Origin of the sequence: Streptomyces sp. PA03-6a (genome assembly GCF_033792765.1) — a bacterium.
GTDB lineage: Bacteria > Actinomycetota > Actinomycetes > Streptomycetales > Streptomycetaceae > Actinacidiphila.
The window spans coordinates 1-25187 of record NZ_JARAVK010000082.1 but is presented as its reverse complement, the minus strand read 5'-3'; the positions used below and the strand labels follow the sequence as shown (position 1 = coordinate 25187).

Here is a 25187-nt window from a genome sequence, read left to right as displayed (position 1 = left end):
GCTTCCGCAGTAGGGTGGACCGGACCCCGAAGACACCGAGAAAACGGAGCAGGACGTGCCTCGTCAGGTGTTCCTCTACGACAAGCCCGAACGCTTCGTCGCCGGCACCGTAGGCCAACCGGGCCAACGCATCTTCTTCCTGCAGGCGAGCGCCGCCGGCCGGACGACCAGCGTTGCGCTGGAGAAGACCCAGGTCGAGGCACTTGCCGAGCGCATCGACGAGCTGCTGGACGAGGTCGTGCGCCGCACCGGCGGTTCCGCCCCCGTACCCGCCGTGGCCCCCACGGAGCTGCTCGACAACAGGCCGCTCGAGGTCCCCGTCGAGGAGGAGTTCCGGGTCGGCACCATGGCCCTGGCCTGGGACGGCGCCGAGGAACGAATGATCCTGGAGGCCCAGGCGCTGGTCGAGATCGAGGCCGAGGACGAGGACGACCTCGAAGCCGCCGAGGAGATGCTCCTGCAGGACGATGAGAACGGCCCGCCGCTGCTGCGGGTGCGCCTGACCGGCGCCCAGGCCCGTTCCTTCGCCAAGCGCGCTCTCGACGTCGTCGCGGCCGGCCGCCCGCCCTGCCCGCTGTGCAGCCTGCCCCTGGACCCGGAAGGACACGTATGCCCGCGTCAGAACGGGTACCGGCGGTCGGCGACGGCCTGAGCGGGGACATAGCCGCCGAGCTGCTCGCGCACGGTGAACTGACCGTGCGCGGGCGGCTGCGCGACGCCTCCAACGCGGTGCTCTACTGCGCGGTCGAGCACGAGGGCGTGCGCGCCCACTGCGTGTACAAGCCGGTGGCGGGCGAGCGGCCGCTGTGGGACTTCCCCGACGGGACGCTCGCCCAGCGCGAGGTCGCCGCCTACCTGGTCTCCGAGGCCACCGGCTGGGGCCTGGTGCCGCCGACCGTGCTGCGGGACGGCCCGTACGGCGAGGGCATGGTGCAGCTGTGGATCGAGACCCCCGAGGAGGCCGGCGAAGGGCTCCTCGCCCTCGTCGAGGGGGACGAACCGGGCGACGGCTGGAAGGCCGTCGGCTTCGCCGAGGTGGGCGAGGGCCGCACCGCGCTGCTGGTGCACGCCGACGACACCCGGCTGCGTCGGCTGGCCGTCCTGGACGCCGTGATCAACAACGCCGACCGCAAGGGCGGCCACCTGCTGCCGGCCGCCGACGGGCAGCTGTACGCCATCGACCACGGCGTGACCTTCAACACGGAGAACAAGCTGCGCACCCTCCTGTGGGGCTGGGCCGGCGAGCCGCTCACCGACGAGACCGCCGAGGTCCTCGGCAAGCTCTCCGCGGAGCTCGCCGACGGGGGCCTCGGGGCCCGGCTGGCCGAGCTCATCACGCCTGCCGAGCTCGACGCCCTGCGGGCCCGCGTCGCCGCGCTGCTGGGCTCGGGACGTCATCCCGAGCCCTCGGGGGAGTGGCCCGCGATCCCCTGGCCGCCCATCTGAACGTCGGGGCCGGCCGTCCCGGGAGGACCCACCGTTCGTTTGTGGATCACGCGGGCGGTTAATCTCATGACATGCATGCCTGGCCCGCTTCCGACGTCCCTGCCCTCCCGGGCACCGGGCGCGACCTCCGCCTCCACGACACCGCGACCGGTGGCCCGGTAACCCTGAGCCCCGGTCCGGTCGCCCGCATCTACGTGTGCGGGATCACCCCCTACGACGCCACCCACATGGGTCACGCGGCCACCTACAACGCGTTCGACCTCGTGCAGCGCGTGTGGCTGGACACGAAGCGCCAGGTCCACTACGTCCAGAACGTCACCGACGTCGACGACCCGCTGCTGGAGCGGGCCGACAAGACCGGCGAGGACTGGACGGCCCTCGCCGAGCGCGAGACCACCCTGTTCCGCGAGGACATGACCGCGCTGCGGATGCTGCCGCCCGCCCACTACATCGGCGCCGTCGAGGCCATCCCGGGGATCGTCCCGCTGGTCGAGCGGCTGCGCGAGGCCGGCGCGGCCTACGAGCTGGACGGCGACATCTACTTCCACGTCGACTCCGACCCGCACTTCGGCAGCGTCTCCCGCCTCGACGCGGCCGCCATGCGCGTGCTGTCGGCCGAACGCGGCGGCGACCCGGACCGCCCGGGCAAGAAGAACCCCGTCGACCCCGTGCTGTGGCTCGCCGCCCGCGAGGGGGAGCCCAGCTGGGACGGCGGCAGCCTGGGCCGGGGCCGCCCCGGCTGGCACATCGAGTGCGTCGCCATCGCGCTGGACCACCTCGGCATGGGCTTCGACGTGCAGGGCGGCGGCTCCGACCTCGCCTTCCCGCACCACGAGATGGGCGCCTCGCACGCCCAGGTGCTCACCGGCGAGTTCCCCATGGCGAAGGCCTACGTGCACGCCGGCATGGTCGCGCTGCACGGCGAGAAGATGTCCAAGTCCAAGGGCAATCTCGTCTTCGTCTCCCAGCTGCGCCGCGACGGGGTGGACGCGGCGGCCATACGGCTCAGCCTGCTGGCCCACCACTACCGCGAGGACTGGGAGTGGACGGACGCCGTGCTCGCCGACGCGGTGGAGCGGCTGGCCCGCTGGCGCGCCGCCGTCTCGCGGCCCGACGGCCCGCCCGCCGAGGCGCTGCTGGCGGAGATCCGCGAGGCGCTCGCCGACGACCTGGACGCCCCCGCCGCGCTCGCCGCCGTGGACCGCTGGGCCGCCCGGCAGGAAGCCGAGGGCGGCACGGACACCGGTGCCCCCGGCCTGGTCTCCCGCGCGGTGGACGCCCTGCTCGGCGTCGCGCTCTGACGCCGCGGGAGCTGCCCGGCCCACCGCCTCCCCGGCTCCCCTGACGAACGCGGACGGCCCGGCCGCCGCCCCTGTGCGGGGCGGCGGCCGGGCCGTGTCCGATGACGTGCCGGCCGGGTCACTCACTCCCCGTCGGCGCCGTCCTCCTTCTCTTCCCGGTCGTCCTTGGGCTTCTGCGACATGTCCCGCAGGTAGGGGCCCGCGTCGGACTCGCCCGACTGCGGGTCGCGGCGCCGCAGGTAGCGCTCGAACTCGCGGGCGATGGCCTCGCCCGAGGCCTCCGGCAGCTCCGCCGTGTCGCGGGCCTCCTCCAGCGTCTGGACGTACTCGGCGACCTCGCTGTCCTCGGCCGCGAGCTGGTCCACGCCGACCTGCCAGGCACGCGCGTCCTCCGGCAGCTCGCCGAGCGGGATGCGCAGGTCCAGCAGGTCCTCCAGGCGGTTGAGCAGCGCCAGCGTCGCCTTCGGGTTCGGCGGCTGCGACACGTAGTGCGGCACGGCGGCCCACAGGCTCACCGCCGGGATGCCGGCGTGGGTGCAGGCCTCCTGGAGGATGCCGACGATGCCGGTGGGGCCCTCGTAGCGGGACTCCTCCAGGCTGAGCGCGGTCGCCAGGTCCGGGTCGGAGGTGACGGCCGTGACCGGCACCGGACGGGTGTGCGGGGTGTCACCCAGGAGGGCGCCCATCACCACCACCATCTCGATGCCGAGCTCATGGGCGAAGCCCAGGATCTCGTTGCAGAACGAGCGCCAGCGCATGCTGGGCTCGATGCCCCGTACGAGGACGAGGTCGCGTGGCTTGGGGGTCTCGATGCGGATGACGGACAGCCGCGTGGTGGGCCAGGTGATCCGTCGCGTGCCGCCGTCCATCCAGACCGTGGGGCGGTTGACCTGGAAGTCGTAGTAGTCCTCGGCGTCCAGCGCGGCGAACACCTCGCCCTTGAACTCCCGGTCCAGATGCCCGACCGCGGCGGAGGCGGCGTCCCCGGCGTCGTTCCAGCCCTCGAACGCGGCCACCATGACCGGGTCGATCAGCTCGGGAACCCCCTCGAGCTCGATCACCCAGCGCCTCCTTCCGGCCGGAAGGGGGATGGTGCCACCCCCGCCGGCTGCCGTTCCTTCGCGTGCTGCACCAGCCTACGGCTTCACGAGACAGGTGCCGCCGCCTTCGTAGGGGGATGATCCCCAGAGTCATCCGACGTACGCGTCCGGTCAGCCACCGCTCCACGCCGAGCGGTACGCGGCCCAGTCCGCCGGCGTGGCGGCGAAGTCGACGTACAGGGCGAGACCGAAGCGCTCACGGGTGGGCGCCTCGCGGGCGAGGCCGAGCCGGGCGCCGCGCACGGCGGCCGTGACCGTCTCCGCCCAGGCGTGCCGGCCCAGGTTGTTCGTGTGGTACCCGGGCAGCCCCACGAGCAGGTCGGTGCCCGGCGGCGTCACCTCCAGGGCGAGGGCGGTCTGCTGGGCCACGTAGCCTCCGTAGAGGCCCTCCAGGGGCAGGGCGGTGTCGTAGGTCATCATCGCGACCTGGTTCACGCGCCGGGCCACCTGCCCGAAGTACCGCTGCGACCACCACTTGGGGTGGTGGAACAGCGCGCCGCTCACCGAGTGCAGGGAGGGCAGCGGGTCGATCTGGTGCGTCGCCACCGACAGCGGCACGCCGCGGGCGGCGGTGAGCCGGTGCACCGAGTCCAGCAGCGAGAGGAAGCCCTCGTCGTCGGAGTACATCGGCTCCAGGTCCAGGTGGACCCCGTCGAACCCGGCCGTCAGGACCTGGGCTGCGCTGTCCCGTACCCGGGCGCGGGTCGCCGCGTCGTCCAGGTGCAGGCCCTCGGAACCGTCGTGCGACAGGACCTGGCCGAGCCACGCCTGGACGCGCACCCCGGGCAGCGCGGTGTGGATCCGGCGGATCATGTCCCGCGCTCCCGGGTAGAGGGCCGCGTCGAGGCGGCCGTCGAACTCCAGGGGCCCGGTGTGCACGTACAGGTCCCGGGTGCCGCTGCCGCGCAACTCCCGGGCCAGCGTCTCGAGGTCGGCGTCGTCGCGGCTGCCGTCGACCCAGGCGTGCCCGAGCCACACCGCGTTCCGGTCGCGGTTGGCGCCGGCGCCGGAGGGGTCGCCGGCGTACTCCAGGCGCAGGGCGACCCCGGCGGCGAGCACCGGGAGCAGGACGGCGAGCACGACCAGCAGCGCGCCGCGGCGCAGCGTACGGGCCGAGGGGCGGCGCAGGCGCAGCCGGAGGCGTGGATTCATCCGATCCCTCTTTTCGATCACTCTGACGAATGACCGGACGCACCCGGGCTCGGGGCGGTTCGCCCGCCGGCGGGATCCCGCGGGGACCCGCCGGGCCTCAGAGCGTGGACCGCAGCCACTGCTCCACGCTCGCGACGTGCACCGTCGCCCAGGACCGAGCCGCCTCCGCGTCCCGGTCCCGCAGGGCCGCCAGGATCGCGCGGTGCTCGTGCAGGGTGCGGCTCACCGCGTCCTCCTGCGTCAGCCCGCGCCAGATCCGGGCCCGCGTGGTCGGCCCGGACAGCCCGTCCAGCAGCGAGCACAGCACCGAGTTGCCCGAGGCCTGGACGATGCCGCGGTGGAACTCCAGGTCGCACGCGACCAGTTCCTCCACCGACGGCGCCGTCCCCAGCGCCTCCAACTGCTCGGTCAGCACGTCCAGCTGGGACTCGGCGATGCGCGCCGCCGCCATCGCGGTGGCCGCGGGCTCCAGGATGCGGCGCACCGCGAGGAACTCCAGGACGGTGTCGTCGCGGTGGAAGTCCACCACGAAACTCAGCGCCTCCAGCAGCAACTGCGGGTCCAGGCTGGTGACGTAGGTGCCGTCGCCCTGCCGTACGTCCAGGATCCTGATCAGGGACAGCGCGCGGACCGCCTCGCGCAGGGAATTGCGCGACAGCCCGAGCTCCGCGGCCAGTTCGCTCTCCTTGGGGAGCCGGTCGCCGGGCCGCAGCGCGCCGGAGACGATCATCCCCTTGATCTTCTCGATCGCCTCGTCGGTGACCGCCATGAGCCCCTCGCCTCCCCGGACATCCGATGTATCGGGCCATTATGCCCGCACGGCCCGAGAGCCGGGGCCTTCTGCGGAGGTCTGATCCGCTGCTCCCGCGACGCCCGTCCCGCGGAACGCCGAAAAGCCGTGCCCGCTGCTGCGGACACGGCCTTTGGCCTGCGAAATCACCGTCGGGACGACAGGATTTGAACCTGCGACCCCTTGACCCCCAGTCAAGTGCGCTACCAAGCTGCGCCACGTCCCGGTGACGTTCCCCGGGGCGTCGCCCCGGAAGATCACGTACAGAGGAGGATACCCGAACCTCGCTGATCAGCCGAATCGCTCGATGCGGATCCGGTCCAGCGGCTGTCCGGCGGCCGCCAGCAGACGCGAGGCGTGCTCGGCGAAACCGTTGCCGCCGCAGACGTACGCCTCCCAGCCGCCCGGTGGCGGCTCCGCGAGGTGCGGGGCCAGGTGGGCGGCGGTGAGGCGGCCTTCGGTGCGGGTGAGCAGCACGGTCGTCTCCGGGCCGTACTCGGCGGCGTAGATCAGGTCCTCGCGGGTGCGGGCCGAGACGATCAGCCGTAGCGGCACGTCCAGGCCGCGCAGCCGGCGGTGGCGCACCATCGACATCAGCGGGACCACCCCCGATCCGGCGCCCAGCAGCAGCGCCGGATGGTCCCCCGTCCAGGCGAAGAAGCCGCTGTGCGGGCCGCGGACCTCGACCGTGTCGCCCGGCCGGGCGACGGTGTGCAGGTGCCCGGACACCTCACCGCCGGCCACGTGGTCGAGGGTCAGCTCGATGTGGCCGGAACCGTCGGGGGCGGAGGCGACCGAGTAGTTGCGCTGCGCCGTGTAGCCGTCGGGGGCCGTGAGGCGCAGCGTCAGGTACTGGCCGGGCAGGTGGCCCGCCCAGCCGGGCACCGCGAGCCGGAAGGTGGACGTGCGCGGGGTCTCGCGGCGGATCCGTGTGATCACCGCGCGCCGCCAGACCGAGGAGGCGGCCTCGGGGACCGCGATGCGGCCGGGCACGGCGAACCGGGCCGGCGGGACGAACGCGGGGGCGGGAGCTGGGTTGGCGAGGTCAGTCATGGGCGTAGCGCTGCTCCTGCCAGGGGTCGCCCCGGTGGTGGTAGCCGTTCTGCTCCCAGAAGCCCGACTCGTCGTGGTCGAGCAGGCGCAGGCCCGCGATCCACTTGGTGCTCTTCCAGAAGTACAGGTGCGGGACGATCAGCCGGGCCGGGCCGCCGTGCTCGGGGGCGAGCGGCGCCCCGTCGTACTCCCAGACGATCCAGGCGCGGCCGCCGGTGACGTCCGCGAGCGGCAGGTTGGCGGCGTAGCCGGTGTGGGACCAGGCGACGACGTGGGTGGCGGCGGGGGAGGGGCGCGCGGCCTCCAGGAAGGCGTCGACCGACACCCCGCCGAAGCGCACGCCGAACTTGGACCAGCCGGTCACGCAGTGGATGTCGCCCCGGTACGCGGAGCCGGGCAGCGCGTGGGCCGCGTCCCAGTCCCAGGTGTGCGGGCGGGCCACCAGCCCGTCCACCCGGAACGTCCAGTCCCCGGCCGCGATCGTGGGCGTGACCTCGGCGGACAGGACCGGCCACGCGTCGCGGGCGTCGTACTGGCCGGGCGGCAGCCGCGGGTCGCGGTCGGCGGCGCGGCTGCGCCCGGTGAAGCCGCGGGTGGGTTCGACGGCCGAGGTCATGCGGGGTGCTCCAGCTCGAGCTCCTCCAGCTCGCGCAGCGCGGCCGGTTCGTCGAGGGTGAGCAGCACACGGTCGCGCATGAGGACCCGGCCGTCGACGACGGTGTCCCGTACGTCCGCGGCCGCGGCCGCGTACGCCAGCATCGACCAGGGGTCGTGGCGCGGGGTGAGGTGCGGCCCGCCGAGGTCGAGGACGGCCAGGTCGGCGCGCTTGCCCGGCTCCAGGGAGCCGAGGTGGTCGGCGAGGCCCAGCGCGCGGGCGGCCTCGATCGTCGCCATCCGCACCGCCTGTTCCGCGCCGACGGCGGTCGGGTCGCCTGCGGCCTTGTGCACCAGGGCGGCGGTCCGCACCGCGCCCAGGACGTCGAGGGTGTTGGAGCTCACCACACCGTCGGTGCCGAGGCCGACGGTGACCCCGGCGGCCAGCAGCTCCGGGACGCGGGCGATGCCGCAGCCCAGCTTCAGGTTGGAGACCGGGCAGTGCGCGACGGACGTGCCGGTCCTGGCCAGGGCGGCGATCTCGTCGTCGGTCAGGTCCACGGCGTGCGCCAGCAGCACATCGGGCCCGAGGACACCGAGGGAGTCCAGCAGCTCGACCGGCCGCTTGCCGTGCGCCCCGGCCACCATCGCGACCTCGGCCGCGTTCTCCGCCGCGTGGACGTGCAGCAGCGCGCCGTGCTCGCGGGCGAGCGCGGTGATCGCGACGAGCTGCTCGGGGTCGAGGGTGTAGGCGCTGTGCGCGAAGACCACCGGGCGGGTGCCCGGCGCCCGGCCGGTCCGCGCGGCCAGGTCGGCCGCGGCCCAGGCCATGCGGTCGCCGTACGGCCGGCCGTCCGGCGGCCCGGGCACGTCCATGAAGGTCGGGCCGGCCAGCAGCCGCCAGCCCGCGGCCCGCGCGGCCTCCTCGGCGGCCTCGTGGAACCAGTACATGTCCAGGCCTGTGGTGACCCCGGCCCGTACGCTCTCCGCCACGGCCACCCGCACCCCCGCGGCCACCGCCCGCGGCGACAGCAGCTCGGCCTCGCGGGGGATCACCCGGGCCAGGAACTCCTGCAGGTCGACGTCGTCGGCGCAGCCCCGCAGCAGGGTCATCGCCAGGTGGGTGTGCGTGTTGACCAGCCCGGGGAGCACCAGGCACCCCGAGGCGTCGATGTCCTCGGCGGCCCGGTACGCCGCGCGCACCTGCGCCGTCGGTCCCACGGCGAGGATCTCGCCGTCCCGGACGGCGACCGCGCCGCCGGGCACGACGGTGCCCGCCGCGTCGACGGTCAGCACATCGCCGCCGTGCACCAGCAGATCGGCGTCCTGAGCGCTCACTTCTCGTCGCTTCCGTACTCGGTGGCCAGCAGATGCAAGGCGTCCAACGTTACCCGGCTGCCGCGGGCGACCCCCTCGGCGACCACCGCCCGGTGCGGGTCGTAGCCGCCGGTGGCCTCCACGTCGACCAGGTCGTCGGCGTTGGCGCCGTCGACGACGAGCGCGCCGCCGGCCACCAGGCCGCGCGTCGAGGCCAGCACCAGCAGGGCCGACAGCTCCATCTCGATCGCGGCGATCCCGGCCGCCGCGTACGCCGCGCCGGGCAGCGGCAGGAAACCCGGCTGGAAGGCCGCACGCGTCCACACCACGCCCCGGTGGTGCGGCGCCCCCTCCGCACGTGCCGCCCGCTGCAGCGCCAGCACCGCCTCCGGCGCCGCGAACGCCGGGTACTCCGGCGGCAGCAACTGCTGGGTGACCCCGTCGTCCCGCACCGCGGCCTCGGCGATCACCAGGTCGCCGTCCCCTATCCCGGCGCGGATGGCGCCCGCCGTGCCGAGGCGCAGGATCGTATGGACGCCGGCGTCCGCCAGCTCCTGGAACAGGCACATCGCCCCCGGCCCGCCGACCCCGTGCGAGGACACCACGACGGGGGTGCCCTTCCAGGCGCCGGTGAAGGTGCGGTACTCGCGGTGGTGCGACACCTCACGCGGGTCCGTGAGCAGGGCGGCCACCTCCGCCGCCCGCGCCGGGTCGCCCACGACGACCGCGTGGGCGGGCAGCCCGGAGCGTGGGATGCGGGAGATGGGCAGCTGATCCGTGGTCATCGGGCCTCCGGGCCGGGCGGGACGATGCTGTGCGGATCACCTTAGGACCCCGGCTCAGGCCGTCCGACGCCGGAGCAGCGCGAAGCAGGCCCAGCAGGCGAGGGCGGCCAGGGCCAGCACGATGCCGGTCTCGACGAGCTGCAGGGGCCAGTAGTGCGAGGCGGGGTGGACGAGCGCCTGCGCATCCCCGAACCCGACGCCGTCGACGGGCTTGTCCACGCGTTCCGCCGTCCAGTCCGTGGCACCGAGGTGTGACAGGCCGGTCCGGACCTTCGGCCACAGCGCGGAGCGGTACAGCCCCGCCGTGACGAGCACGAGGGAGGTGCCGAAGAAGGCCAGGCCCAGTCCGCTGAGCGTGCGCCGCATCAGCATCCCGGCCAGCGCGCCCAGAACCAGGGCGAGCAGCACGTGTGCGACCAGGACCGGGCCGGTGGCGAGGAAGATGTCGTTCTCGTACCAGCCGGGGCGGTCCTGCGGGTGGCCCGTGCTCCACACCCACCGGAAGAGCAGCGTCAGGCCGGTCGTGCCGCCGGTCAGCAGCAGGGCCGGTACGGCGAGCTTGGCGGCGAGCCAGCGCGTGGGGGTGACCGACTGGACCCAGGCGAGCGCGGCGGTCCCCCGCTCCAGTTCCCGGCCGACGAGGGCGCCACCGGCGAACACCGCGACCGCGAGCGGAAGGAGCGCCATCAGGCGGCCCTGCAGGTGGAGGGGGACGTAGGCGTCGAACGGCTCCGGGTCGACGCAGCGCGGGGCGCAGGCGGGGTCGTACCGCGGGTCCCCCGCGCTCAGCCACAGGGCGCGAAGCAGCCAGCCGGATCCGGCCGCCACGAAGGCGGTCCACAGCCACAGGGCCACGCGGTGCAGGCGCAGCACCGACCGGGTCAGGCCGGGCAGGACGGGCGGGCGCGGCGACGGGGCGACGGCGGTCATACGACGGCCTCCTGGCGGGACACGGGTGCGGGCGTGGCGTCAGTGGTGAGCAGGGCGGGCGCCCCGGGGTTGCGCAGATGGGCGAGGACCAGTTCCTCGAGGGTGGGTTCCTCCACCAGCCAGTCGCCGCCGTCCTCCAGCGCTCCGCGGGGGCGGACCAGCGCGGTGCGTCCGCGCCCGTTGGCGTGTTCCTCGACGACGGTGTGCGGGCCGAGGTCCCCGCCGGTGCCGGTGACGCGGCGGTGTGCGGCCAGCAGGTCGTCGGTGTCGCCGGCCAGGCGGACCCGGCCCTCGCCGAGGAGCAGCAGGTGGTCGCAGACGCCGTCGAGTTCGGCGACGACGTGCGAGGAGATCACGATGGTCGTACCGCGCTCGGCCGCCGTGGCCATGAGGGCGCCGGTCAGCTCGTGGCGGGCGAGCGGGTCGAGGTCGGCCATCGGCTCGTCCAGGAGCAGCAGTTCGGCCCGCTTGCCCAGGGCCAGGGCGAGCGCGACGCGGGTGCGCTGGCCTCCCGACAGGGCACGGACGCGGTCGCGGGGCGTCAGGCCGCCGCCGTACGCGACGCGTTCGGCGGCCTCCCGGTCCCAGTGGCCCGGGTTGAGCTCGGCGCCGAGCCGCAGCGTCGCCGCCACGGTGAGCTGCGGGTGGAGCGGCTTGTCCTGGGCGACGTAGGCGAGCCGCGTGCGGGCCGCGCCGGGGGTCGTACCCCACACGCGCAGCTCCCCCTCGGTGGGCCGCAGCAGTCCCGCGGCCAGCGCGAGCAGTGTCGACTTGCCCGCGCCGTTGGGCCCGACGAGCGCGCAGATCCGGCCGGCCGGCAGCCGGAAGGAACAGTCCCGCAGCACGGGGTCCCGTCCCCACGCGTACCGCAGACCGAGCCCGGCCGCCTCGACGGCGGCCGCTTCCTGATTCATCTCTCCCCCTCGGAGAACTCCTGGTCGAGCACGGAGTGGAACAGCGCCGCGGCGTCCTCGCGGTCGAGCCCGGCGGTACGCGCGCGGCGCATCCAGTCGGTCAGTTCGCCCGCGAGCGGCGAGTCGGCCGGGCCGGCGCCCAGCGACTTCTGGACGAAGGTGCCCTGGCCCCGGCGCGCCTCCACCAGGCCCTCGCGCTCCAGTTCGCGGTAGGCCTTGAGCACGGTGTTGGGGTTGACGGCGGTCGCCTCGACGACCTCGCGGGCCGTCGGCAGCCGGTCGCCGGGCTCCAGCAGGCCCAGCCGCAGGGCCTGTTTGGTCTGCTGGACGATCTGGAGGTACGTGGCGACACCGCTGCGGCGGTCGATGCGGAACTCGACCATGCGCGAAACACCCTTTCACTAAGCAAGTGGTGAAAGGGTGGGGTCTGGACTGACGTCCTGTCAAGCCGCGGGCGGCGGCGGCCGGCCGGGACGCTTCGGCGTGCGCCGAAACGTCCGGGGGCCATGCTGGGGACATGGTGCGAAACGACCACGCGGGAAGTGCCCTCGCCGCCCTCGCGGCACTGCTCGCCGACGAGACGCGGGCCGCGATGTGCCTGGCGCTGCTCGACGGCCGGGCCTGGACCGCGGGGGAGCTGGCCCGCCACGCCGGAGTGGCGCCCTCGACCGCCAGCGAGCACCTCGGCCGGCTCGTCGCGGGCGGGCTGCTCACCGAGGAGCGCCAGGGCCGCCACCGCTACGTACGCCTCGCCGACGCCCGTACCGCGCAGCTCGTCGAGGACCTCGCCGCGCACGCCGGGCCGCCGCCCGCCGCGCCCCGCACCCTCGGGCAGGCGGGCGCCGGGAGCGCCATGGCCCGCGCCCGGACCTGCTACGACCACCTCGCGGGACGCCTGGGCATCCTCGTCACGGACGCCATGACCGACCGCGGACTGCTCCGGCAGAGCACCGGCTTCGCCCTCACCGACGAGGGCGTGGAGTGGTTCACCGGGCTCGGCGTCGACCTGGCCGCCGCACGCACCGGCCGCCGTCCGCTCGCCAGGCCCTGCCTGGACTGGACGGAGCGCCGCCCGCACCTGGCGGGTGTCGCCGGGGCCGCACTGTGCGGGCACGCCCTCGCGTCCGGCTGGTGCGTGCGCATCGGCAGCGGCCGCGCCGTCAAGCTCACCGCGCGGGGCCGCATGGCCCTCCATACCCACCTGGGCATCGCGCCCGACGCCCTGGAGGCACCCACCCCATGAACCGCTTCGAGGCCTTCCGCGCCCTCCACCGGGCCGGGCGCCCGCTCTTCCTGCCCAATGCCTGGGACCGCGCCTCCGCGGCCGCACTCGCCGCCCGCGGCTTCCCCGCGATCGGCACCACCAGCCTGGGCGTCGCCGCCGCGGCGGGACTGCCGGACGCGGCCGGCGCCACCCGCGAGACGACCCTGTGGCTCGCCCGCGACCTCGTCCGGCTGCCCGTCCTGGTCAGCGTCGACATCGAGGGGGGCTTCGGCTCCACGCCCGAGGACGTCGCCGAACTCGCCGCCGGCCTCGAACGGCTGGGCGTCGCGGGCGTCAACATCGAGGACGGCCGCCCCGGCGGAGCGGGCCTGACCGACCCCGCCGCGCAGTGCGAGCTCATCGCCGCGGTCAAACGCACCGCCCCCGGGCTCTTCGTCAACGCCCGCATCGACACCTACTGGCTGGGCACCGCGGGGGAGGATCCGCAGGACGCGACCCGCCGCCGTGCCACCGCCTACCTCGCCGCCGGCGCCGACGGGATCTTCGTGCCCGGCCTGGCGGACGAGAGCGTCATCACCGCGCTCGCGGCCGACCTCGGTGCCCCGCTCAACGTCCTGCTCCCGCCGGGCGGCCCCGGACTGCCGCGCCTTGCCGCACTCGGGGTGAGCCGGGTCAGCACCGGCTCGCTGCTCTTCCGCGCCGCGCTCCACGCCGCCGTGGAGACCGCCGGGCACGCCGAGCGCGGCACACCGCTCCCGGCGGGACTGCCCTCGTACGCCGACGCCCAGGACCTCGCGGCCGCCTACGCGCCGGTGGAGACGCGGCGGCCCGGGCGTCCGGGGTGAGCGGGGAGGTCCTGCCGCTCACCCCGGGGCGCCCGGGCCCACGGGTCGGGGGTGTCAGTCGCGCCGGCCGGCCAGCAGCGACTCGACCCGCTCCCGGACGTCCGCGGTGTCCAGGCCGCGCACCGTCACGGTGGTGCGGCGACGCAGCACGTCGTCCGCCGTCTGCGCCCACTCGTGGTCGCGGGCGTACACGACCTGGGCCCAGATCTCCGGGCCGTCGGGGTGGATCCGCTCCCCGAGCGCCGGGTCCTCGTTGACCAGCCGGGCGATGTCGAAGGACAGCGCGCCGTAGTGGGTGGCGAGGTGGCGTGCCGTCAGCGGGTCCAGGCGCCGCCCCGGCTCCCGGTCGACCAGCAGCCGGTGGGCGACCGCGTTGGGGTTGGCGACACCCGGCAGCGGGACCCGCCTGGGCAGGTGGTCCAGCGGCTCCATGTCCTCGTTCAGCGGACCGCCGGGCAGCTTGGCGAGCTTGGCCATCACAGTGCGGCCGATGTGCCGGTACGTCGTCCACTTGCCGCCCGCCACCGACAGCATGCCGCCGCTGCCCTCGGTGACGACGGTCTCGCGCTTGGCCTTCTCCACGCCGCCGGGGCCGCCGGGCAGCACCCGCAGGCCCGCGAAGGCGTAGGTGATCAGGTCGCGGGACAGGTGCTCGTCGCGCACCGAGTGGCCGGCCTCGTCCAGGATCTGCGTGATGTCGGCCTCGGTGGCCCGCACGTCGGCCGGGTCGCCGGTGTACTCCTCGTCGGTGGTGCCCAGCAGCAGCTGGTCCTCCCACGGCAGGGCGAACGTGATGCGGTACTTGTCGATGGGGGTGGCCATGGCGGCCCGCCACGGGGCCTTGCGCTTCAGGACGATGTGGGCGCCCTTGGACAGCCGGATGCTGGGGGCGGCGCCCTTGTCCTCCATCCGCCGCAGGTGGTCGACCCACGGGCCGGTCGCGTTGAGCACCAGCCGCGCGTCGACGCCGAACTCGCTGCCGTCCAGGCGGTCCTTCAGGTCGGCGCCGGTGACCCGGCCGTGGGTGAAGCGCAGACCGGTGACCTCGGCGTGGTTGAGGACGACGGCGCCCGCCTCGACGGCGGCGCGCACCGTCATGACCGCCATCCGCGAGTCGTTCATCTGGTGGTCGTAGTAGACCGCGACGGCCTTGAGGTTCTCCGTGCGCAGGGCGGGGTTGGCGGCCGCCGCCCTGGCCGGGGAGATGATCCGGCCGACCCCGTCGCCGAAGGCGGACAGCGCCGAGTAGGCGAAGACCCCCGCCCCGAGCTTGGCGGCGCCGACCGGGCCGCCCCGGTAGACCGGCAGGTGGAAGGTGAGCGGGTTGACCAGGTGCGGAGCCACGTCCCTGGCCAGGACCCGCCGTTCCATGTGGTTCTCCGCCACCAGCTTGACCGCGCCGGTCTGCAGGTAGCGCAGACCGCCGTGGACGAGCTTGGAGGAGGCGGAGCTGGTGGCGCCGGCGAAGTCGCCGGCGTCCACCATCGCGACCCGCAGCCCCGACTGCGCGGCGTGCCAGGCCACGGAGGTGCCCAGGATGCCGCCGCCGATGACCAGCAGGTCGTAGGTGGCGCGGCTCAGCAGTTCCCGGGTCTCGGCGCGGCCCGGGTTACGGCCGGCGGTCGGACGCGTCCCGAGGGCCGGGACGCGCTGCAGGGTGGTCATGATCGGTTCACTTCTCCTCTTCGATCCAGCCCATGGTCCGCTCGACGGCCTTGAGCCAGTCCTTGTACTCGCGGTCGCGGACGTCGGCGTCCATGCGGGGGGTCCATTCGGCGGCCCGGCGCCAGTTGGCGCGCAGTTCGTCGGTGTCCGACCAGAAGCCCACGGCCAGACCGGCGGCGTAGGCCGCGCCCAGGCAGGTGGTCTCGGCGACCAGCGGACGCACGACGGGCGCGTCCAGGAAGTCGGCGAGGGTCTGCATCAGCAGGTTGTTGGCGGTCATGCCGCCGTCGACCTTGAGCGCGGTGAGCTCCACGCCCGAGTCCTTGGTCATGGCGTCGACGATCTCCCTGGTCTGCCAGGCGGTCGCCTCCAGCACGGCGCGGGCGATGTGGGCCTTGGTGACGTACCGGGTGAGGCCGGCGATCACACCGCGGGCGTCGGAGCGCCAGTACGGGGCGAACAGACCGGAGAAGGCGGGCACGAAGTAAGCGCCGCCGTTGTCCTCGACCGACAGGGCCAGGGTCTCGATCTCGGCCGCGGTCTTGATCAGGCCCATCTGGTCGCGCATCCACTGCACCAGCGAGCCGGTGACCGCGATCGAGCCCTCCAGGGCGTACACCGGCTTCTGGTCGCCGATGCGGTAGCCGACGGTGGTGATCAGGCCGTTGTAGCTGTTGATCGGCTTCTCGCCGGTGTTCATCAGCAGGAAGGTGCCGGTGCCGTAGGTGGACTTGGCCTCGCCCTCGGAGTAGCAGGTCTGGCCGAACAGGGCCGCCTGCTGGTCGCCGAGCGCGGACGCGACCGGCACGCCGGCCAGGGCGCCGGATGCGGCCGTGCCGTACACCTCGGCGGAGGAGCGGATCTCCGGCAGCACCGCGGCGGGCACGCCGATCGACTCCAGGATCTTGTGGTCCCAGTCGAGGGTGTGCAGGTTCATCAGCAGCGTGCGGGAGGCGTTGGTCACGTCGGTGACGTGGTGTCCGCCGTTGACCCCGCCGGTGAGGTTCCAGATCACCCAGCTGTCCATGGTGCCGAAGAGGATCTCGCCGGCCTCGGCGCGCTCGCGCAGGCCCTCGACGTTGTCGAGCAGCCAGCGGATCTTCGGGCCGGCGAAGTACGAGGCCAGCGGCAGGCCGGTCTCGCGGCGGAAGCGGTCCTGGCCGACGTTGCGGCCGAGCTCCTTGCACAGGGCGTCGGTACGGGTGTCCTGCCAGACCAGGGCGTTGTGCACCGGCTCGCCGGTGTTCTTGTCCCACAGGACGGTGGTCTCGCGCTGGTTGGTGATGCCGATCGCCTTGACGTCGGCGGAGGTGATGCCGGCCTTGCTGACGGCCTCCTCGACGACCTCCTGGACGTTCCTCCAGATCTCGGCGGCGTCGTGCTCGACCCACCCCGGCTTGGGGAAGATCTGCTCGTGCTCCTTCTGCCCGACCGAGACGATCCGGCCGTCCTTGTCGAAGATGATGCAGCGCGATGACGTGGTGCCCTGGTCGATGGCCGCGATGAACGGGCCTGTGGTGTGGGCGTCGGTCACGGTGTGCTCCTCAGGTCCTTGGGATGTCGGGGGCTGCTTCTCAGAATGCGATCTTGTAGAGGCCGGCCGCGAGGACCGAACCCACGATCGGGCCGACGACGGGTATCCAGGCGTAGCGCCAGTCGGAGCCACCCTTGTTGGGCAGCGGCAGCAGTGCGTGCACGATGCGCGGACCGAGGTCGCGTGCGGGGTTGATGGCGTACCCGGTCGGCCCGCCGAGCGAGAGGCCGATGCCGACGACGACCAGTGCGACCATCAGGGTGCCGGTACCGGAGACCGCGAGGCCCTTGGTGAGGCCGAGGGTCAGGATGAACAGCACCAGGACGAAGGTGCCGATGATCTCCGTGGCGAGGTTCTGCGCGACGTTGCGGATCTCGGGGCCGGTGGAGAATATGCCCAGCACCGGGCCGGGGCCCGTGGTCTGCTTCTCGGCCGCCGCGGTGGCCTGCGCCCCCGGACCGCCGGTGATCTCGGCGTCCGTCAGGTGGGCCTGGAACTGGCCGTAGTAGGTGATCCACACCAGGGTCGCGCCGATCATCGCGCCGAGCATCTGGCCGGCCAGGTAGACCGGGACCTTGCTCCACTCGCCACTGTCGACCGCGAGGCCGATCGTGACGGCCGGGTTCAGATGGGCGCCGGAGAGGGAACCGGAGATGTAGGCGCCGGCCAGGACCGCGAAACCCCAACCGAAGGTGATGGCCACCCAGCCGGCGTTGCGGGCCTTGGAGCTCTTGAGGGTGACGGCCGCGCAGACGCCGCCGCCGAGGAGGATCAGAACAGCGGTACCGATGGTCTCGCCGATGAAGATGTGCTCGCTGGACATGCGACTCCTTTGTCCTTCGTCCAGGGGAAGGCGAACTCCGGTCCCGTTCCGGAGTTCGTGGGCCTGTCACCAGGCCCTCGGCGGTCCCACGGTTACGTCCACCTTACCGACTCCGTCGGCTGGTGTTCGACAATGTCGACCGTCGAACGAGAGTGTTCTCCTGCGCAACCACGCGCGTCAAGGGTTCGTCAGGTTGCGGAAAGGTCTCCGAGTCGGGTCCCGGCCGGCGTCAGAAGCGGCCGGCGCCCAGGTCACGGGAGACCGCCCTGGCGCAGTCCCGCACCGCCGCGACCAGCTGCGGCCGGATCTCGCCGTCCGCGCAGACCCGTTCGACCGCCCCGGTGACGGCCACCGCGCCCACGGGCATGCGGTGCCGGTCGTGGATGGGGGCGGCGATGGACGCCACCCCGTCCCAGGTCTCCTCCAGGTCCGAGCCCCAGCCCCGGGCGCGGGTGAGGTCCAGCACACCCTCGAAGTCCGCGTCCCCGGTGATCGTGCGCGCGGTCAGCTGCTCCCGCTTCAGCTCGACCGCCTCGCCGTGCGCCACCGGGTCGTAGGCCGAGAGCACCTTGCCCAGCGCGCTGCTGTGGAGCGGGTGCATCGCCCCGACCTCCAGCACCTGACGGCTGTCGTCCGGGCGGAAGACGTGGTGGACGATGAGCACCCCCTGCTGGTGCAGCACGCCCAGGTAGACCGCCTCGCCGCTGGAGCGGGCCAGGTCGTCGGTCCACACCAGGGCGCGGGCCCGCAGCTCGTGCACGTCCAGGTAGCTGTTGCCCAGCCGCAGCAGCTCGGCCCCCAGCTGGTAACGGCCCGAGACCGGGTCCTGCTCGACGAAGCCCTCCTGCTGCAGCGTGCGCAGGATGCCGTGCGCCGTGCCCTTCGCCAGGCCCAGGGAGGAGGCCACGTCCGACAGGCCGAGCCTGCGCTCGCCGCCGGCCAGCAGGCGCAGGATCGCGGCCGCCCTGGCGAGCGACTGGATGGGACCTGGCATGAACAACCCCTCCGTAAGGAACGACCAAACGCCGAGATGGCAGGTTCGACAATGCTGAACGCTGTCAGACGATGCCGACCGTCATCATCCCAGAGAAGAGTGTGGCACCGCCGTCCGCCCCTCGGAATGCCCCGCGGCGGAATCCGGGGTCTTGGCTAGGCTGGCCTGGTGTGTACCAGCAGCACCGGCGCACACCAAGCCGACAGCCGTCGCACTCCAGGGAGCACACCCATGGCCCAGCCGTCCCTTCCGTCCAACAGCGGTGCCCGAGGCGCAGCACTGCGAGAGGCCCTGGCGACCCGGGTGGTCGTCGCAGACGGGGCGATGGGCACGATGCTCCAGGCGCAGAATCCCACCCTCGACGACTTCCAGGGGCACGAGGGCTGCAACGAGGTCCTCAACGTCTCCCGCCCCGACATCGTCGCCTCCGTCCACCGCGAGTACTTCGCCGTCGGCGTGGACTGCGTGGAGACCAACACCTTCGGCGCCAACTTCTCCGCCCTCGGCGAGTACGACATCGCCGACCGGATCTTCGAGCTGTCCGAGGCCGGCGCCCGGATCGCCCGTGAGGTCGCCGACGAGTTCACCGCCGCGGACGGCCGGCAGCGCTGGGTCATCGGCTCCATCGGGCCCGGCACCAAGCTGCCCACGCTCGGGCACATCGACTACGCCGTCCTCAAGGACGGCTTCCGGCACAACGCCGCCGGCCTCGTTTCCGGCGGCGCCGACGCCCTGCTCGTCGAGACCTGCCAGGACCTGCTGCAGATCAAGGCCGCCGTGCTCGGCACCAAGCAGGCGCTCTCCGAGGCCGGACTCGACCTGCCGCTCTTCGTCCAGGTCGCCGTCGAGACCACCGGCACGATGCTGCTGGGCTCCGAGATCGGCGCCGCGCTGACTGCGCTGGAGCCGCTCGGAATCGACACCATCGGCCTGAACTGCTCCACCGGCCCCGCCGAGATGAGCGAGCACCTGCGCTACCTCGCCCGCCACGCCCGCATCGGGCTGTCCTGCATGCCGAACGCGGGACTGCCCATCCTCGGCAAGGACGGCGCCCACTTCCCGCTCGACCCCGAGGGCCTGGCCGACGCCCAGGAGGCCTTCGTCCGCGAGTACGGGCTCTCCCTGGTCGGCGGCTGCTGCGGCACCACCCCCGAGCACCTGCGCCAGGTCGTCGAACGCGTCCGCGGCCACGAGATCACCCCGCGCGCGCCGCGCCCCGAGCCGGGCGCCTCCTCGCTCTACCAGACCGTCCCCTTCCGCCAGGACACCTCGTACCTGGCCATCGGCGAGCGCACCAACGCCAACGGCTCCAAGAAGTTCCGCGAGGCCATGCTGGACGGCCGCTGGGACGACTGCGTGGAGATGGCCCGCGAGCAGATCCGCGAGGGCGCCCACCTGCTCGACCTGTGCGTCGACTACGTCGGCCGCGACGGCGTCGCCGACATGAACGAGATCGCCGGACGCCTGGCCACCGCCTCCACCCTGCCGATCGTGCTGGACTCCACCGAGCCCGAGGTGCTCCGCGCGGGCCTGGAGAAGCTCGGCGGCCGCGCCGTGATCAACTCCGTCAACTACGAGGACGGCGACGGCCCCGACTCCCGCTTCGCCCGCACCACCCGCCTCGCCGCGGAACACGGCGCCGCCCTGATCGCCCTCACCATCGACGAGGAGGGCCAGGCCCGTACCCCCGAGAGCAAGGTTGCCGTCGCCGAGCGGCTCATCGCGGACCTGACCGGCAACTGGGGCATCGACGAGGGCGACATCATCGTCGACTGCCTGACCTTCACCATCGCCACCGGCCAGGAGGAGTCCCGCAAGGACGGCATCGCCACCATCGAGGCGATCCGGGAACTCAAGCGCCGCCACCCCCAGGTGCAGACCACGCTCGGGCTGTCCAACATCTCCTTCGGCCTCAACCCGGCCGCCCGCATGGTGCTCAACTCGGTCTTCCTCCACGAGTGCGTCGAGGCCGGCCTGGACTCGGCGATCGTGCACGCCTCCAAGATCTCGCCGATCGCCCGCATCCCCGAGGAGCAGCGCGAGGTCGCCCTGGACCTGGTGTACGACCGGCGCCGCGAGGGCTACGACCCGCTGCAGCGCTTCCTGGAGCTCTTCGAGGGCGTCGACACCAAGTCCGTCAAGGCCGGCCGGGCCGAGGAACTGGCCGCGCTGCCGCTGGAGGAGCGCCTGCAGCGGCGCATCATCGACGGCGAGAAGAACGGCCTGGAGGCCGACCTGGACGAGGCCCTGACCTCGCGTCCCGCCCTCGAGATCGTCAACGACACCCTCCTGGAGGGCATGAAGGTCGTCGGCGAGCTCTTCGGCTCCGGCCAGATGCAGCTGCCGTTCGTCCTGCAGTCGGCCGAGGTGATGAAGACCGCCGTCGCCCACCTCGAACCGCACATGGAGAAGTCCGACGCCTCCGGCAAGGGCACCATCGTGCTGGCCACCGTCCGCGGCGACGTCCACGACATCGGCAAGAACCTGGTGGACATCATCCTGTCCAACAACGGCTACAACGTCGTCAACCTCGGCATCAAGCAGCCCGTCTCGGCGATCCTCGACGCCGCGCACGAGCACTCCGCCGACGTCATCGGCATGTCCGGCCTGCTGGTGAAGTCCACGGTGATCATGAAGGAGAACCTGGAGGAGCTGAACCAGCGCGGCCTCGCCGCCACCTACCCGGTCATCCTCGGCGGCGCCGCCCTCACCCGGGCCTACGTCGAGCAGGACCTCCACGAGCTCTACCAGGGCGAGGTCCGCTACGCCCGCGACGCCTTCGAGGGACTGCGCCTGATGGACGCCCTCATCGCCGTCAAGCGCGGCGTGCCCGGCGCCACCCTCCCCGAGCTGAAGCAGCGCCGGGTGGCCGCCCGCGCGGGCGTCGTGCCCGAGCCCGAGGAGAACCGGGGCCAGATCCGCTCCGACGTCGCCGTCGACAACCCGGTGCCCACCCCGCCGTTCTGGGGCTCCCGCGTCGTCAAGGGCATCCCGCTCAAGGACTACGCGTCCTGGCTGGACGAGGGCGCCCTGTTCAAGGGCCAGTGGGGGCTCAAGCAGTCCCGCACCGGCGGCCCCAGCTACGAGGAGCTGGTGGAGACCGAGGGCCGTCCGCGGCTGCGCGGGCTGCTGGACCGCCTGCAGAGCGAGGGGCTGCTCGAGGCCGCCGTCGTCCAGGGCTACTTCCCCTGCGTGTCCAAGGGCGACGACCTGATCATCCTCCACGAGGACGGCACCGAGCGGACCCGGTTCACCTTCCCGCGCCAGCGCCGCGGCCGCCGGCTGTGCCTGGCCGACTTCTTCCGTCCCGAGGAGTCCGGCGAGACCGACGTGGTCGGCCTGCAGGTCGTCACCGTCGGCAACCGGATCTCCGAGGCGGCCAACGAGCTGTTCGCCGCCGACGCCTACCGCGACTACCTCGAGCTGCACGGCCTGTCCGTCCAGCTCGCCGAGGCCCTGGCCGAGTACTGGCACGCCCGGGTCCGCGCCGAGCTCGGCTTCGCCGCGGAGGACCCGGCCGCGATGGAGGACATGTTCGCCCTGAAGTACCGGGGCGCCCGCTTCTCACTGGGCTACGGCGCCTGCCCCGACCTGGAGGACCGGGCCAAGATCGCGGAGCTGCTGGAGCCCGAGCGGATCGGGGTCCGGCTGTCGGAGGAGTTCCAGCTCCATCCGGAGCAGTCCACCGATGCGATCGTCATCCATCACCCGGAGGCCAAGTACTTCAACGCGCGGTAGTCGGACGTACGTCGTACACTGGACGGTCCGATACGGCACCTGGCCGGTCGCACGCCCCCACCACCCGGGCGCGAGGCGACCGGCCTTTGTGCCCCCTGAACGCAGAGGAGTGGGGCGCATGACGAGCGGTATTCCCGCCACCGAGATCCGGCCGGCCCGGGAGGCAGGCCTGCAGGCCGTGCTCCTGGACATGGACGGCACGCTGGTCGACACCGAGGGTTTCTGGTGGAACGCGGAGGTCGAGGTCTTCGCGGAGCTCGGCCACGTGCTCGACGACACCCACCGTGAGGTCGTCGTCGGCGGTCCCATGACCCGCAGCCTCGGACACCTCATCTCGGTCACCGGGACGGACGCCACGCTCGCCGAGCTGTCCGCGCTGATCAACCTGCGTTTCGTCGAGCTCATCGGCCGCGGAGTGCCGCTGATGCCGGGTGCCCAGCGCCTGCTCACCGAACTGGCTGCGCACGGGGTGCCCGCCGCCCTGGTCTCCGCCTCCCACCGGCGCATCATCGACGCCGTCATGCTCTCCCTCGGCTCCCACCACTTCGCCTTCTCCCTCGCCGGGGACGAGATCGAGCGGACCAAGCCGCACCCCGACCCGTACCTGACGGCCGCGGCACGGCTGGGCGCGGACCCGGCGCGGTGCGTGGTCGTCGAGGACACCCCCACCGGGGTCGAGGCCGCCGAGGCCGCCGGCTGCCAGGTCGTGGCCGTCCCGTCGATCGCCGCCATCGCACCTGCCCCCGGGCGGACCGTGGTGACCTCCCTGGAACGGGTCGACGTGCCTTTTCTGCGCTCTCTGATTACGTCCGTTCACTGAGCGTCGCCGTGAATTGAGTGGAAACTCTGGGCGTTTGTCCGGCTATTTTCCGTGACGATTCGGAGCGCCGAATTGTTTACCGGCCAGTACGCCGGGACGTGATACTTTTCACGTCGACGGCTGTCGACAGCGCGCGCCGGACGTGCTTCGGTCCGTCAAAACGCGGTGCGGTCGGGGTGGTTGTGTCCGGATTGCGGAGCGGCGGGTTGTTCGTTCCGCTGTCCGGATATCGGTACGGCGCTCCTTGTTATCCGCCCGTGACGCGGGCTCAACTTCTCCGTGTTCGGGGGCGGTCCACCGGAATGCCGGTCCCCAGCAATTACGGGTATCGTCGCCCCGCTCAACACTGCACGGCCGAGGGCCGGAAGAGGGAGAACAACGAGGATGAATCGCAAGCTACTGGTGCTGCCGGCCCTGCTGGGCCTCGCCGCGCCCGTACTCGCCGGGTGCGGTGACTCGACCGGCGGTGGCGGTGGCGGTGACGCGGTCGTCATCGGCACGACGGACCACATCGAAGTGTCCGACGAGCTGCCCTCTCCCGTGGACCCGGCCACCTCGTACGACGGTGGCACGTACAGCTTCTTCAACAACACCTTCCAGATGCTGCTCGGTTACTCGCGCAGCTCCACCACCCCCGAGCCGGACGCCGCCAAGTCCTGCGGCTTCACCGACACCAAGTCTGAGGTGTACCGCTGCACGCTGCGGGACGGCCTGAAGTTCGCCAACGGCCACGACCTCACCTCGGAGGACGTCAAGTTCTCCGTCGACCGTGTGCTGAAGATCAAGAGCGACTTCGGCCCCTCCAGCCTCCTCGCGAACATCGACAGCGTCGAGGCCCAGGACCCGAAGACCGTCGTCTTCCACCTCAAGGCCTCCGACGCGACGTTCCCGTACCGGCTGGCGACCCCGGCCGCGGCCATCGTCGACAGCGAGGTCTACAGCGCCACCCAGCCGCTCAACGGCCTGAAGATGGAGGGCTCCGGCCCCTACAAGCTCGACTCGTGGGAGGACGGCAAGGCCGTCCTCAGCGCGAACCCGAACTACAAGGGCCTGGTCAGCAACCGCAGCAACGACAAGATCGAGGTCCGCTTCTTCGCCTCCGCGAAGGAGATGATGAAGGCGCTCACCGACGGCGAAGTCGACGTGGTGAACCGCACCCTCACGCCGGACCAGATCAACGCGGTCGAGCAGGGCACGGTCGAGAACGTCAAGCTGACCGAGACCCCGGGTGGTTCGGTCCGCTACATGTTCTTCAACGTCGACGACCCGTCCGTGAAGCCCGAGGCCGTCCGTGAGGCCATCGCGCGCGTCATCGACCGTGACACCCTCACCCGCGACGTGACCGGCCGCACCGCCTCCCCGCTGTTCGGCGCCGTCCCGACCGGCATCACCGGCCACACCAACTCGTACTTCAACGTGTACGGCGAGCCCAACCGGAACAAGGCCGCCGAGGTGCTGTCCTCCGCGGGCATCAGCACCCCGGTCAAGATCACCTACTCCTACCCGACGGACCGCCCGGCCACCCCGAACAAGGAGGAGGCCGAGAACGTGAAGAAGCAGCTCGACGCCACCGGCCTGTTCGACGTGACCCTCAAGGGCAGCCCCTGGAAGACCTTCCTGCCGGGCGCCGTCAAGGGCAAGTGGGCCGCGTACTCGCTCAGCTGGCTCCCCGACTTCCCGGACGCCGACACCTACATCGCGCCGTTCTTCGCGGAAGGTTTCCTCGACCTCAACTACGGGGCCGGGAACATCAAGAACTCGCTCCTGCCGGCCACCCGCCAGTCCGCGGACCGCAGCAAGACGGACAAGGACTTCTCGCAGATCCAGAACATCCTGGCGCAGGACCTCCCGATGATCCCGCTGTACCAGGACAAGCAGTACGTCGCCAGCCGCGACGGCATCACCGGAACCGAATGGTTCCTCAATTCCTCCTCGACCGCCCAGTTCTGGGAGATTGGTCGCGGTGTGACAGGATGAGCCACCCGCTGGGCGGACCCGGGAATTCCCCCCGGTCCGCCCGGCCGGGGCCGGCCCCGTACGACGAAGCTGTGAGGGAAGTCTCGTGAGGAATCGAGTCCAGCGACTGGCGCTCCCGCTCTCCGCGACCTTGACGGCGGTCGTGGTCGCCGGCTGCGGTACGGGAGGGTCGGACGGCGAGGCC

22 protein-coding genes and 1 tRNA gene are annotated in these 25187 nt (G+C 72.6%); 8 read left to right on the top strand and 15 right to left on the bottom strand.

Annotation, left to right across the window (positions count from 1 at the left end; genetic code table 11):
- Positions 1-55 precede the first annotated feature (55 nt).
- The 3 genes from PV350_RS20750 to mshC all read left to right on the top strand — a co-directional run bounded on the left by PV350_RS20750 (position 56) and on the right by mshC (position 2747).
- Positions 56-652: a DUF3090 domain-containing protein gene (locus PV350_RS20750; protein ID WP_499510965.1), complete on the top strand. Its 597-nt coding sequence runs from the start codon at positions 56-58 to the stop codon at positions 650-652.
- The gene (locus tag PV350_RS20745; protein WP_499510964.1) at positions 610-1446 is read left to right on the top strand and encodes an SCO1664 family protein; all 837 of its coding nucleotides are present in this window, start codon (positions 610-612) and stop codon (positions 1444-1446) included. Before PV350_RS20750 ends, PV350_RS20745 begins: the two co-directional genes overlap by 43 nt.
- A 71-nt stretch (positions 1447-1517) precedes the next feature.
- Positions 1518-2747, top strand: a complete 1230-nt coding sequence (gene mshC, locus PV350_RS20740) for a cysteine--1-D-myo-inosityl 2-amino-2-deoxy-alpha-D-glucopyranoside ligase (RefSeq protein ID WP_500335275.1) — start codon at positions 1518-1520, stop codon at positions 2745-2747.
- A gap of 122 nt (positions 2748-2869) precedes the next feature.
- On the opposite strand, the gene PV350_RS20735 is transcribed toward mshC, so the two are convergent.
- The 11 genes from PV350_RS20735 to PV350_RS20685 all read right to left on the bottom strand — a co-directional run bounded on the left by PV350_RS20735 (position 2870) and on the right by PV350_RS20685 (position 11765).
- On the bottom strand, positions 2870-3808 hold the full coding sequence (locus PV350_RS20735) for a PAC2 family protein (protein ID WP_499510962.1): 939 nt from the start codon (positions 3806-3808) through the stop codon (positions 2870-2872).
- 150 nt (positions 3809-3958) lie between these two features.
- On the bottom strand, positions 3959-4999 hold the full coding sequence (locus PV350_RS20730) for a hypothetical protein (protein WP_500335273.1): 1041 nt from the start codon (positions 4997-4999) through the stop codon (positions 3959-3961).
- A gap of 97 nt (positions 5000-5096) precedes the next feature.
- Positions 5097-5768, bottom strand: a complete 672-nt coding sequence (locus PV350_RS20725) for a FadR/GntR family transcriptional regulator (protein ID WP_499510960.1) — start codon at positions 5766-5768, stop codon at positions 5097-5099.
- 173 nt (positions 5769-5941) lie between these two features.
- A tRNA-Pro gene (locus PV350_RS20720) sits at positions 5942-6015 on the bottom strand.
- Positions 6016-6080: 65 nt separating this feature from the next.
- Positions 6081-6842, bottom strand: a complete 762-nt coding sequence (locus PV350_RS20715; protein WP_500335271.1) for a ferredoxin reductase — start codon at positions 6840-6842, stop codon at positions 6081-6083.
- Positions 6835-7458, bottom strand: a complete 624-nt coding sequence (locus PV350_RS20710; RefSeq protein ID WP_500335269.1) for a sulfite oxidase-like oxidoreductase — start codon at positions 7456-7458, stop codon at positions 6835-6837. The genes PV350_RS20715 and PV350_RS20710 overlap by 8 nt, the downstream gene beginning before the upstream one ends.
- Positions 7455-8774 carry an amidohydrolase gene (locus PV350_RS20705; protein ID WP_500335267.1) on the bottom strand — a complete coding sequence of 440 codons (1320 nt, stop codon included), beginning with the start codon at positions 8772-8774 and terminating at the stop codon, positions 7455-7457. Before PV350_RS20705 ends, PV350_RS20710 begins: the two co-directional genes overlap by 4 nt.
- A complete protein-coding gene (locus PV350_RS20700) occupies positions 8771-9538 on the bottom strand; it encodes a nucleoside phosphorylase (RefSeq protein WP_500335265.1) in 768 nt (255 codons plus the stop codon). Before PV350_RS20700 ends, PV350_RS20705 begins: the two co-directional genes overlap by 4 nt.
- 54 nt (positions 9539-9592) lie before the next feature.
- The gene (locus PV350_RS20695) at positions 9593-10468 is read right to left on the bottom strand and encodes an ABC-2 membrane transporter-related protein (RefSeq protein ID WP_500335263.1); all 876 of its coding nucleotides are present in this window, start codon (positions 10466-10468) and stop codon (positions 9593-9595) included.
- The gene (locus PV350_RS20690; RefSeq protein ID WP_500335262.1) at positions 10465-11382 is read right to left on the bottom strand and encodes an ABC transporter ATP-binding protein; all 918 of its coding nucleotides are present in this window, start codon (positions 11380-11382) and stop codon (positions 10465-10467) included. The genes PV350_RS20695 and PV350_RS20690 overlap by 4 nt, the downstream gene beginning before the upstream one ends.
- Positions 11379-11765 carry a GntR family transcriptional regulator gene (locus tag PV350_RS20685; protein WP_500335261.1) on the bottom strand — a complete coding sequence of 129 codons (387 nt, stop codon included), beginning with the start codon at positions 11763-11765 and terminating at the stop codon, positions 11379-11381. Before PV350_RS20685 ends, PV350_RS20690 begins: the two co-directional genes overlap by 4 nt.
- A gap of 134 nt (positions 11766-11899) precedes the next feature.
- Here PV350_RS20685 and PV350_RS20680 point away from each other — a divergent pair, with 134 nt between their 5' ends.
- Both PV350_RS20680 and PV350_RS20675 read left to right on the top strand, forming a co-directional pair.
- Positions 11900-12625 (top strand): ArsR/SmtB family transcription factor, encoded by a 726-nt coding sequence (locus tag PV350_RS20680; protein ID WP_500335260.1) that lies wholly within the window; start codon positions 11900-11902, stop codon positions 12623-12625.
- Positions 12622-13452, top strand: a complete 831-nt coding sequence (locus PV350_RS20675) for an isocitrate lyase/PEP mutase family protein (RefSeq protein WP_500335259.1) — start codon at positions 12622-12624, stop codon at positions 13450-13452. Before PV350_RS20680 ends, PV350_RS20675 begins: the two co-directional genes overlap by 4 nt.
- Positions 13453-13506: 54 nt before the next feature.
- Here the strand turns inward: PV350_RS20675 and PV350_RS20670 are convergent, their stop codons facing one another.
- The 4 genes from PV350_RS20670 to PV350_RS20655 form a co-directional block, all read right to left on the bottom strand.
- Positions 13507-15117, bottom strand: a complete 1611-nt coding sequence (locus PV350_RS20670; protein ID WP_499510950.1) for a glycerol-3-phosphate dehydrogenase/oxidase — start codon at positions 15115-15117, stop codon at positions 13507-13509.
- A gap of 7 nt (positions 15118-15124) precedes the next feature.
- Entirely contained in the window at positions 15125-16651 is a 1527-nt protein-coding gene (gene glpK / locus PV350_RS20665; protein ID WP_499510949.1) for a glycerol kinase GlpK, read from the bottom strand.
- A 40-nt stretch (positions 16652-16691) separates the two neighbouring features.
- On the bottom strand, positions 16692-17474 hold the full coding sequence (locus PV350_RS20660) for an MIP/aquaporin family protein (protein ID WP_499510948.1): 783 nt from the start codon (positions 17472-17474) through the stop codon (positions 16692-16694).
- A 229-nt stretch (positions 17475-17703) separates the two neighbouring features.
- Positions 17704-18468: an IclR family transcriptional regulator gene (locus tag PV350_RS20655; RefSeq protein WP_499510947.1), complete on the bottom strand. Its 765-nt coding sequence runs from the start codon at positions 18466-18468 to the stop codon at positions 17704-17706.
- Positions 18469-18699: 231 nt separating this feature from the next.
- On the opposite strand from PV350_RS20655, the gene metH reads away from it, so the two are divergent.
- The 3 genes from metH (at position 18700) to PV350_RS20640 (ending at position 25003) form a co-directional block, all read left to right on the top strand.
- On the top strand, positions 18700-22206 hold the full coding sequence (gene metH / locus PV350_RS20650) for a methionine synthase (RefSeq protein WP_499510946.1): 3507 nt from the start codon (positions 18700-18702) through the stop codon (positions 22204-22206).
- Between the two features lie 118 nt (positions 22207-22324).
- Positions 22325-23026: an HAD family hydrolase gene (locus PV350_RS20645; RefSeq protein ID WP_499510945.1), complete on the top strand. Its 702-nt coding sequence runs from the start codon at positions 22325-22327 to the stop codon at positions 23024-23026.
- Positions 23027-23410: 384 nt separating this feature from the next.
- On the top strand, positions 23411-25003 hold the full coding sequence (locus PV350_RS20640) for an ABC transporter substrate-binding protein (protein WP_499510944.1): 1593 nt from the start codon (positions 23411-23413) through the stop codon (positions 25001-25003).
- Positions 25004-25187: the final 184 nt, after the last annotated feature.

What these genes read in the sequence shown, in the direction of transcription:
- PV350_RS20745 (WP_499510964.1), top strand. Translation starts at nt 610, where the DNA reads ATGCCCGCGTCAGAACGGGTACCGGCGGTCGGCGACGGCCTGAGCGGG.
- mshC (WP_500335275.1), top strand. Translation starts at nt 1,518, where the DNA reads ATGCATGCCTGGCCCGCTTCCGACGTCCCTGCCCTCCCGGGCACCGGG.
- PV350_RS20730 (WP_500335273.1), bottom strand. Translation starts at nt 4,999, where the DNA reads ATGAATCCACGCCTCCGGCTGCGCCTGCGCCGCCCCTCGGCCCGTACG.
- PV350_RS20725 (WP_499510960.1), bottom strand. Translation starts at nt 5,768, where the DNA reads ATGGCGGTCACCGACGAGGCGATCGAGAAGATCAAGGGGATGATCGTC.
- PV350_RS20715 (WP_500335271.1), bottom strand. Translation starts at nt 6,842, where the DNA reads ATGACTGACCTCGCCAACCCAGCTCCCGCCCCCGCGTTCGTCCCGCCG.
- PV350_RS20710 (WP_500335269.1), bottom strand. Translation starts at nt 7,458, where the DNA reads ATGACCTCGGCCGTCGAACCCACCCGCGGCTTCACCGGGCGCAGCCGC.
- PV350_RS20700 (WP_500335265.1), bottom strand. Translation starts at nt 9,538, where the DNA reads ATGACCACGGATCAGCTGCCCATCTCCCGCATCCCACGCTCCGGGCTG.
- PV350_RS20695 (WP_500335263.1), bottom strand. Translation starts at nt 10,468, where the DNA reads ATGACCGCCGTCGCCCCGTCGCCGCGCCCGCCCGTCCTGCCCGGCCTG.
- PV350_RS20690 (WP_500335262.1), bottom strand. Translation starts at nt 11,382, where the DNA reads ATGAATCAGGAAGCGGCCGCCGTCGAGGCGGCCGGGCTCGGTCTGCGG.
- PV350_RS20685 (WP_500335261.1), bottom strand. Translation starts at nt 11,765, where the DNA reads ATGGTCGAGTTCCGCATCGACCGCCGCAGCGGTGTCGCCACGTACCTC.
- PV350_RS20680 (WP_500335260.1), top strand. Translation starts at nt 11,900, where the DNA reads ATGGTGCGAAACGACCACGCGGGAAGTGCCCTCGCCGCCCTCGCGGCA.
- PV350_RS20675 (WP_500335259.1), top strand. Translation starts at nt 12,622, where the DNA reads ATGAACCGCTTCGAGGCCTTCCGCGCCCTCCACCGGGCCGGGCGCCCG.
- PV350_RS20670 (WP_499510950.1), bottom strand. Translation starts at nt 15,117, where the DNA reads ATGACCACCCTGCAGCGCGTCCCGGCCCTCGGGACGCGTCCGACCGCC.
- PV350_RS20660 (WP_499510948.1), bottom strand. Translation starts at nt 17,474, where the DNA reads ATGTCCAGCGAGCACATCTTCATCGGCGAGACCATCGGTACCGCTGTT.
- PV350_RS20655 (WP_499510947.1), bottom strand. Translation starts at nt 18,468, where the DNA reads ATGCCAGGTCCCATCCAGTCGCTCGCCAGGGCGGCCGCGATCCTGCGC.
- metH (WP_499510946.1), top strand. Translation starts at nt 18,700, where the DNA reads ATGGCCCAGCCGTCCCTTCCGTCCAACAGCGGTGCCCGAGGCGCAGCA.
- PV350_RS20645 (WP_499510945.1), top strand. Translation starts at nt 22,325, where the DNA reads ATGACGAGCGGTATTCCCGCCACCGAGATCCGGCCGGCCCGGGAGGCA.
- PV350_RS20640 (WP_499510944.1), top strand. Translation starts at nt 23,411, where the DNA reads ATGAATCGCAAGCTACTGGTGCTGCCGGCCCTGCTGGGCCTCGCCGCG.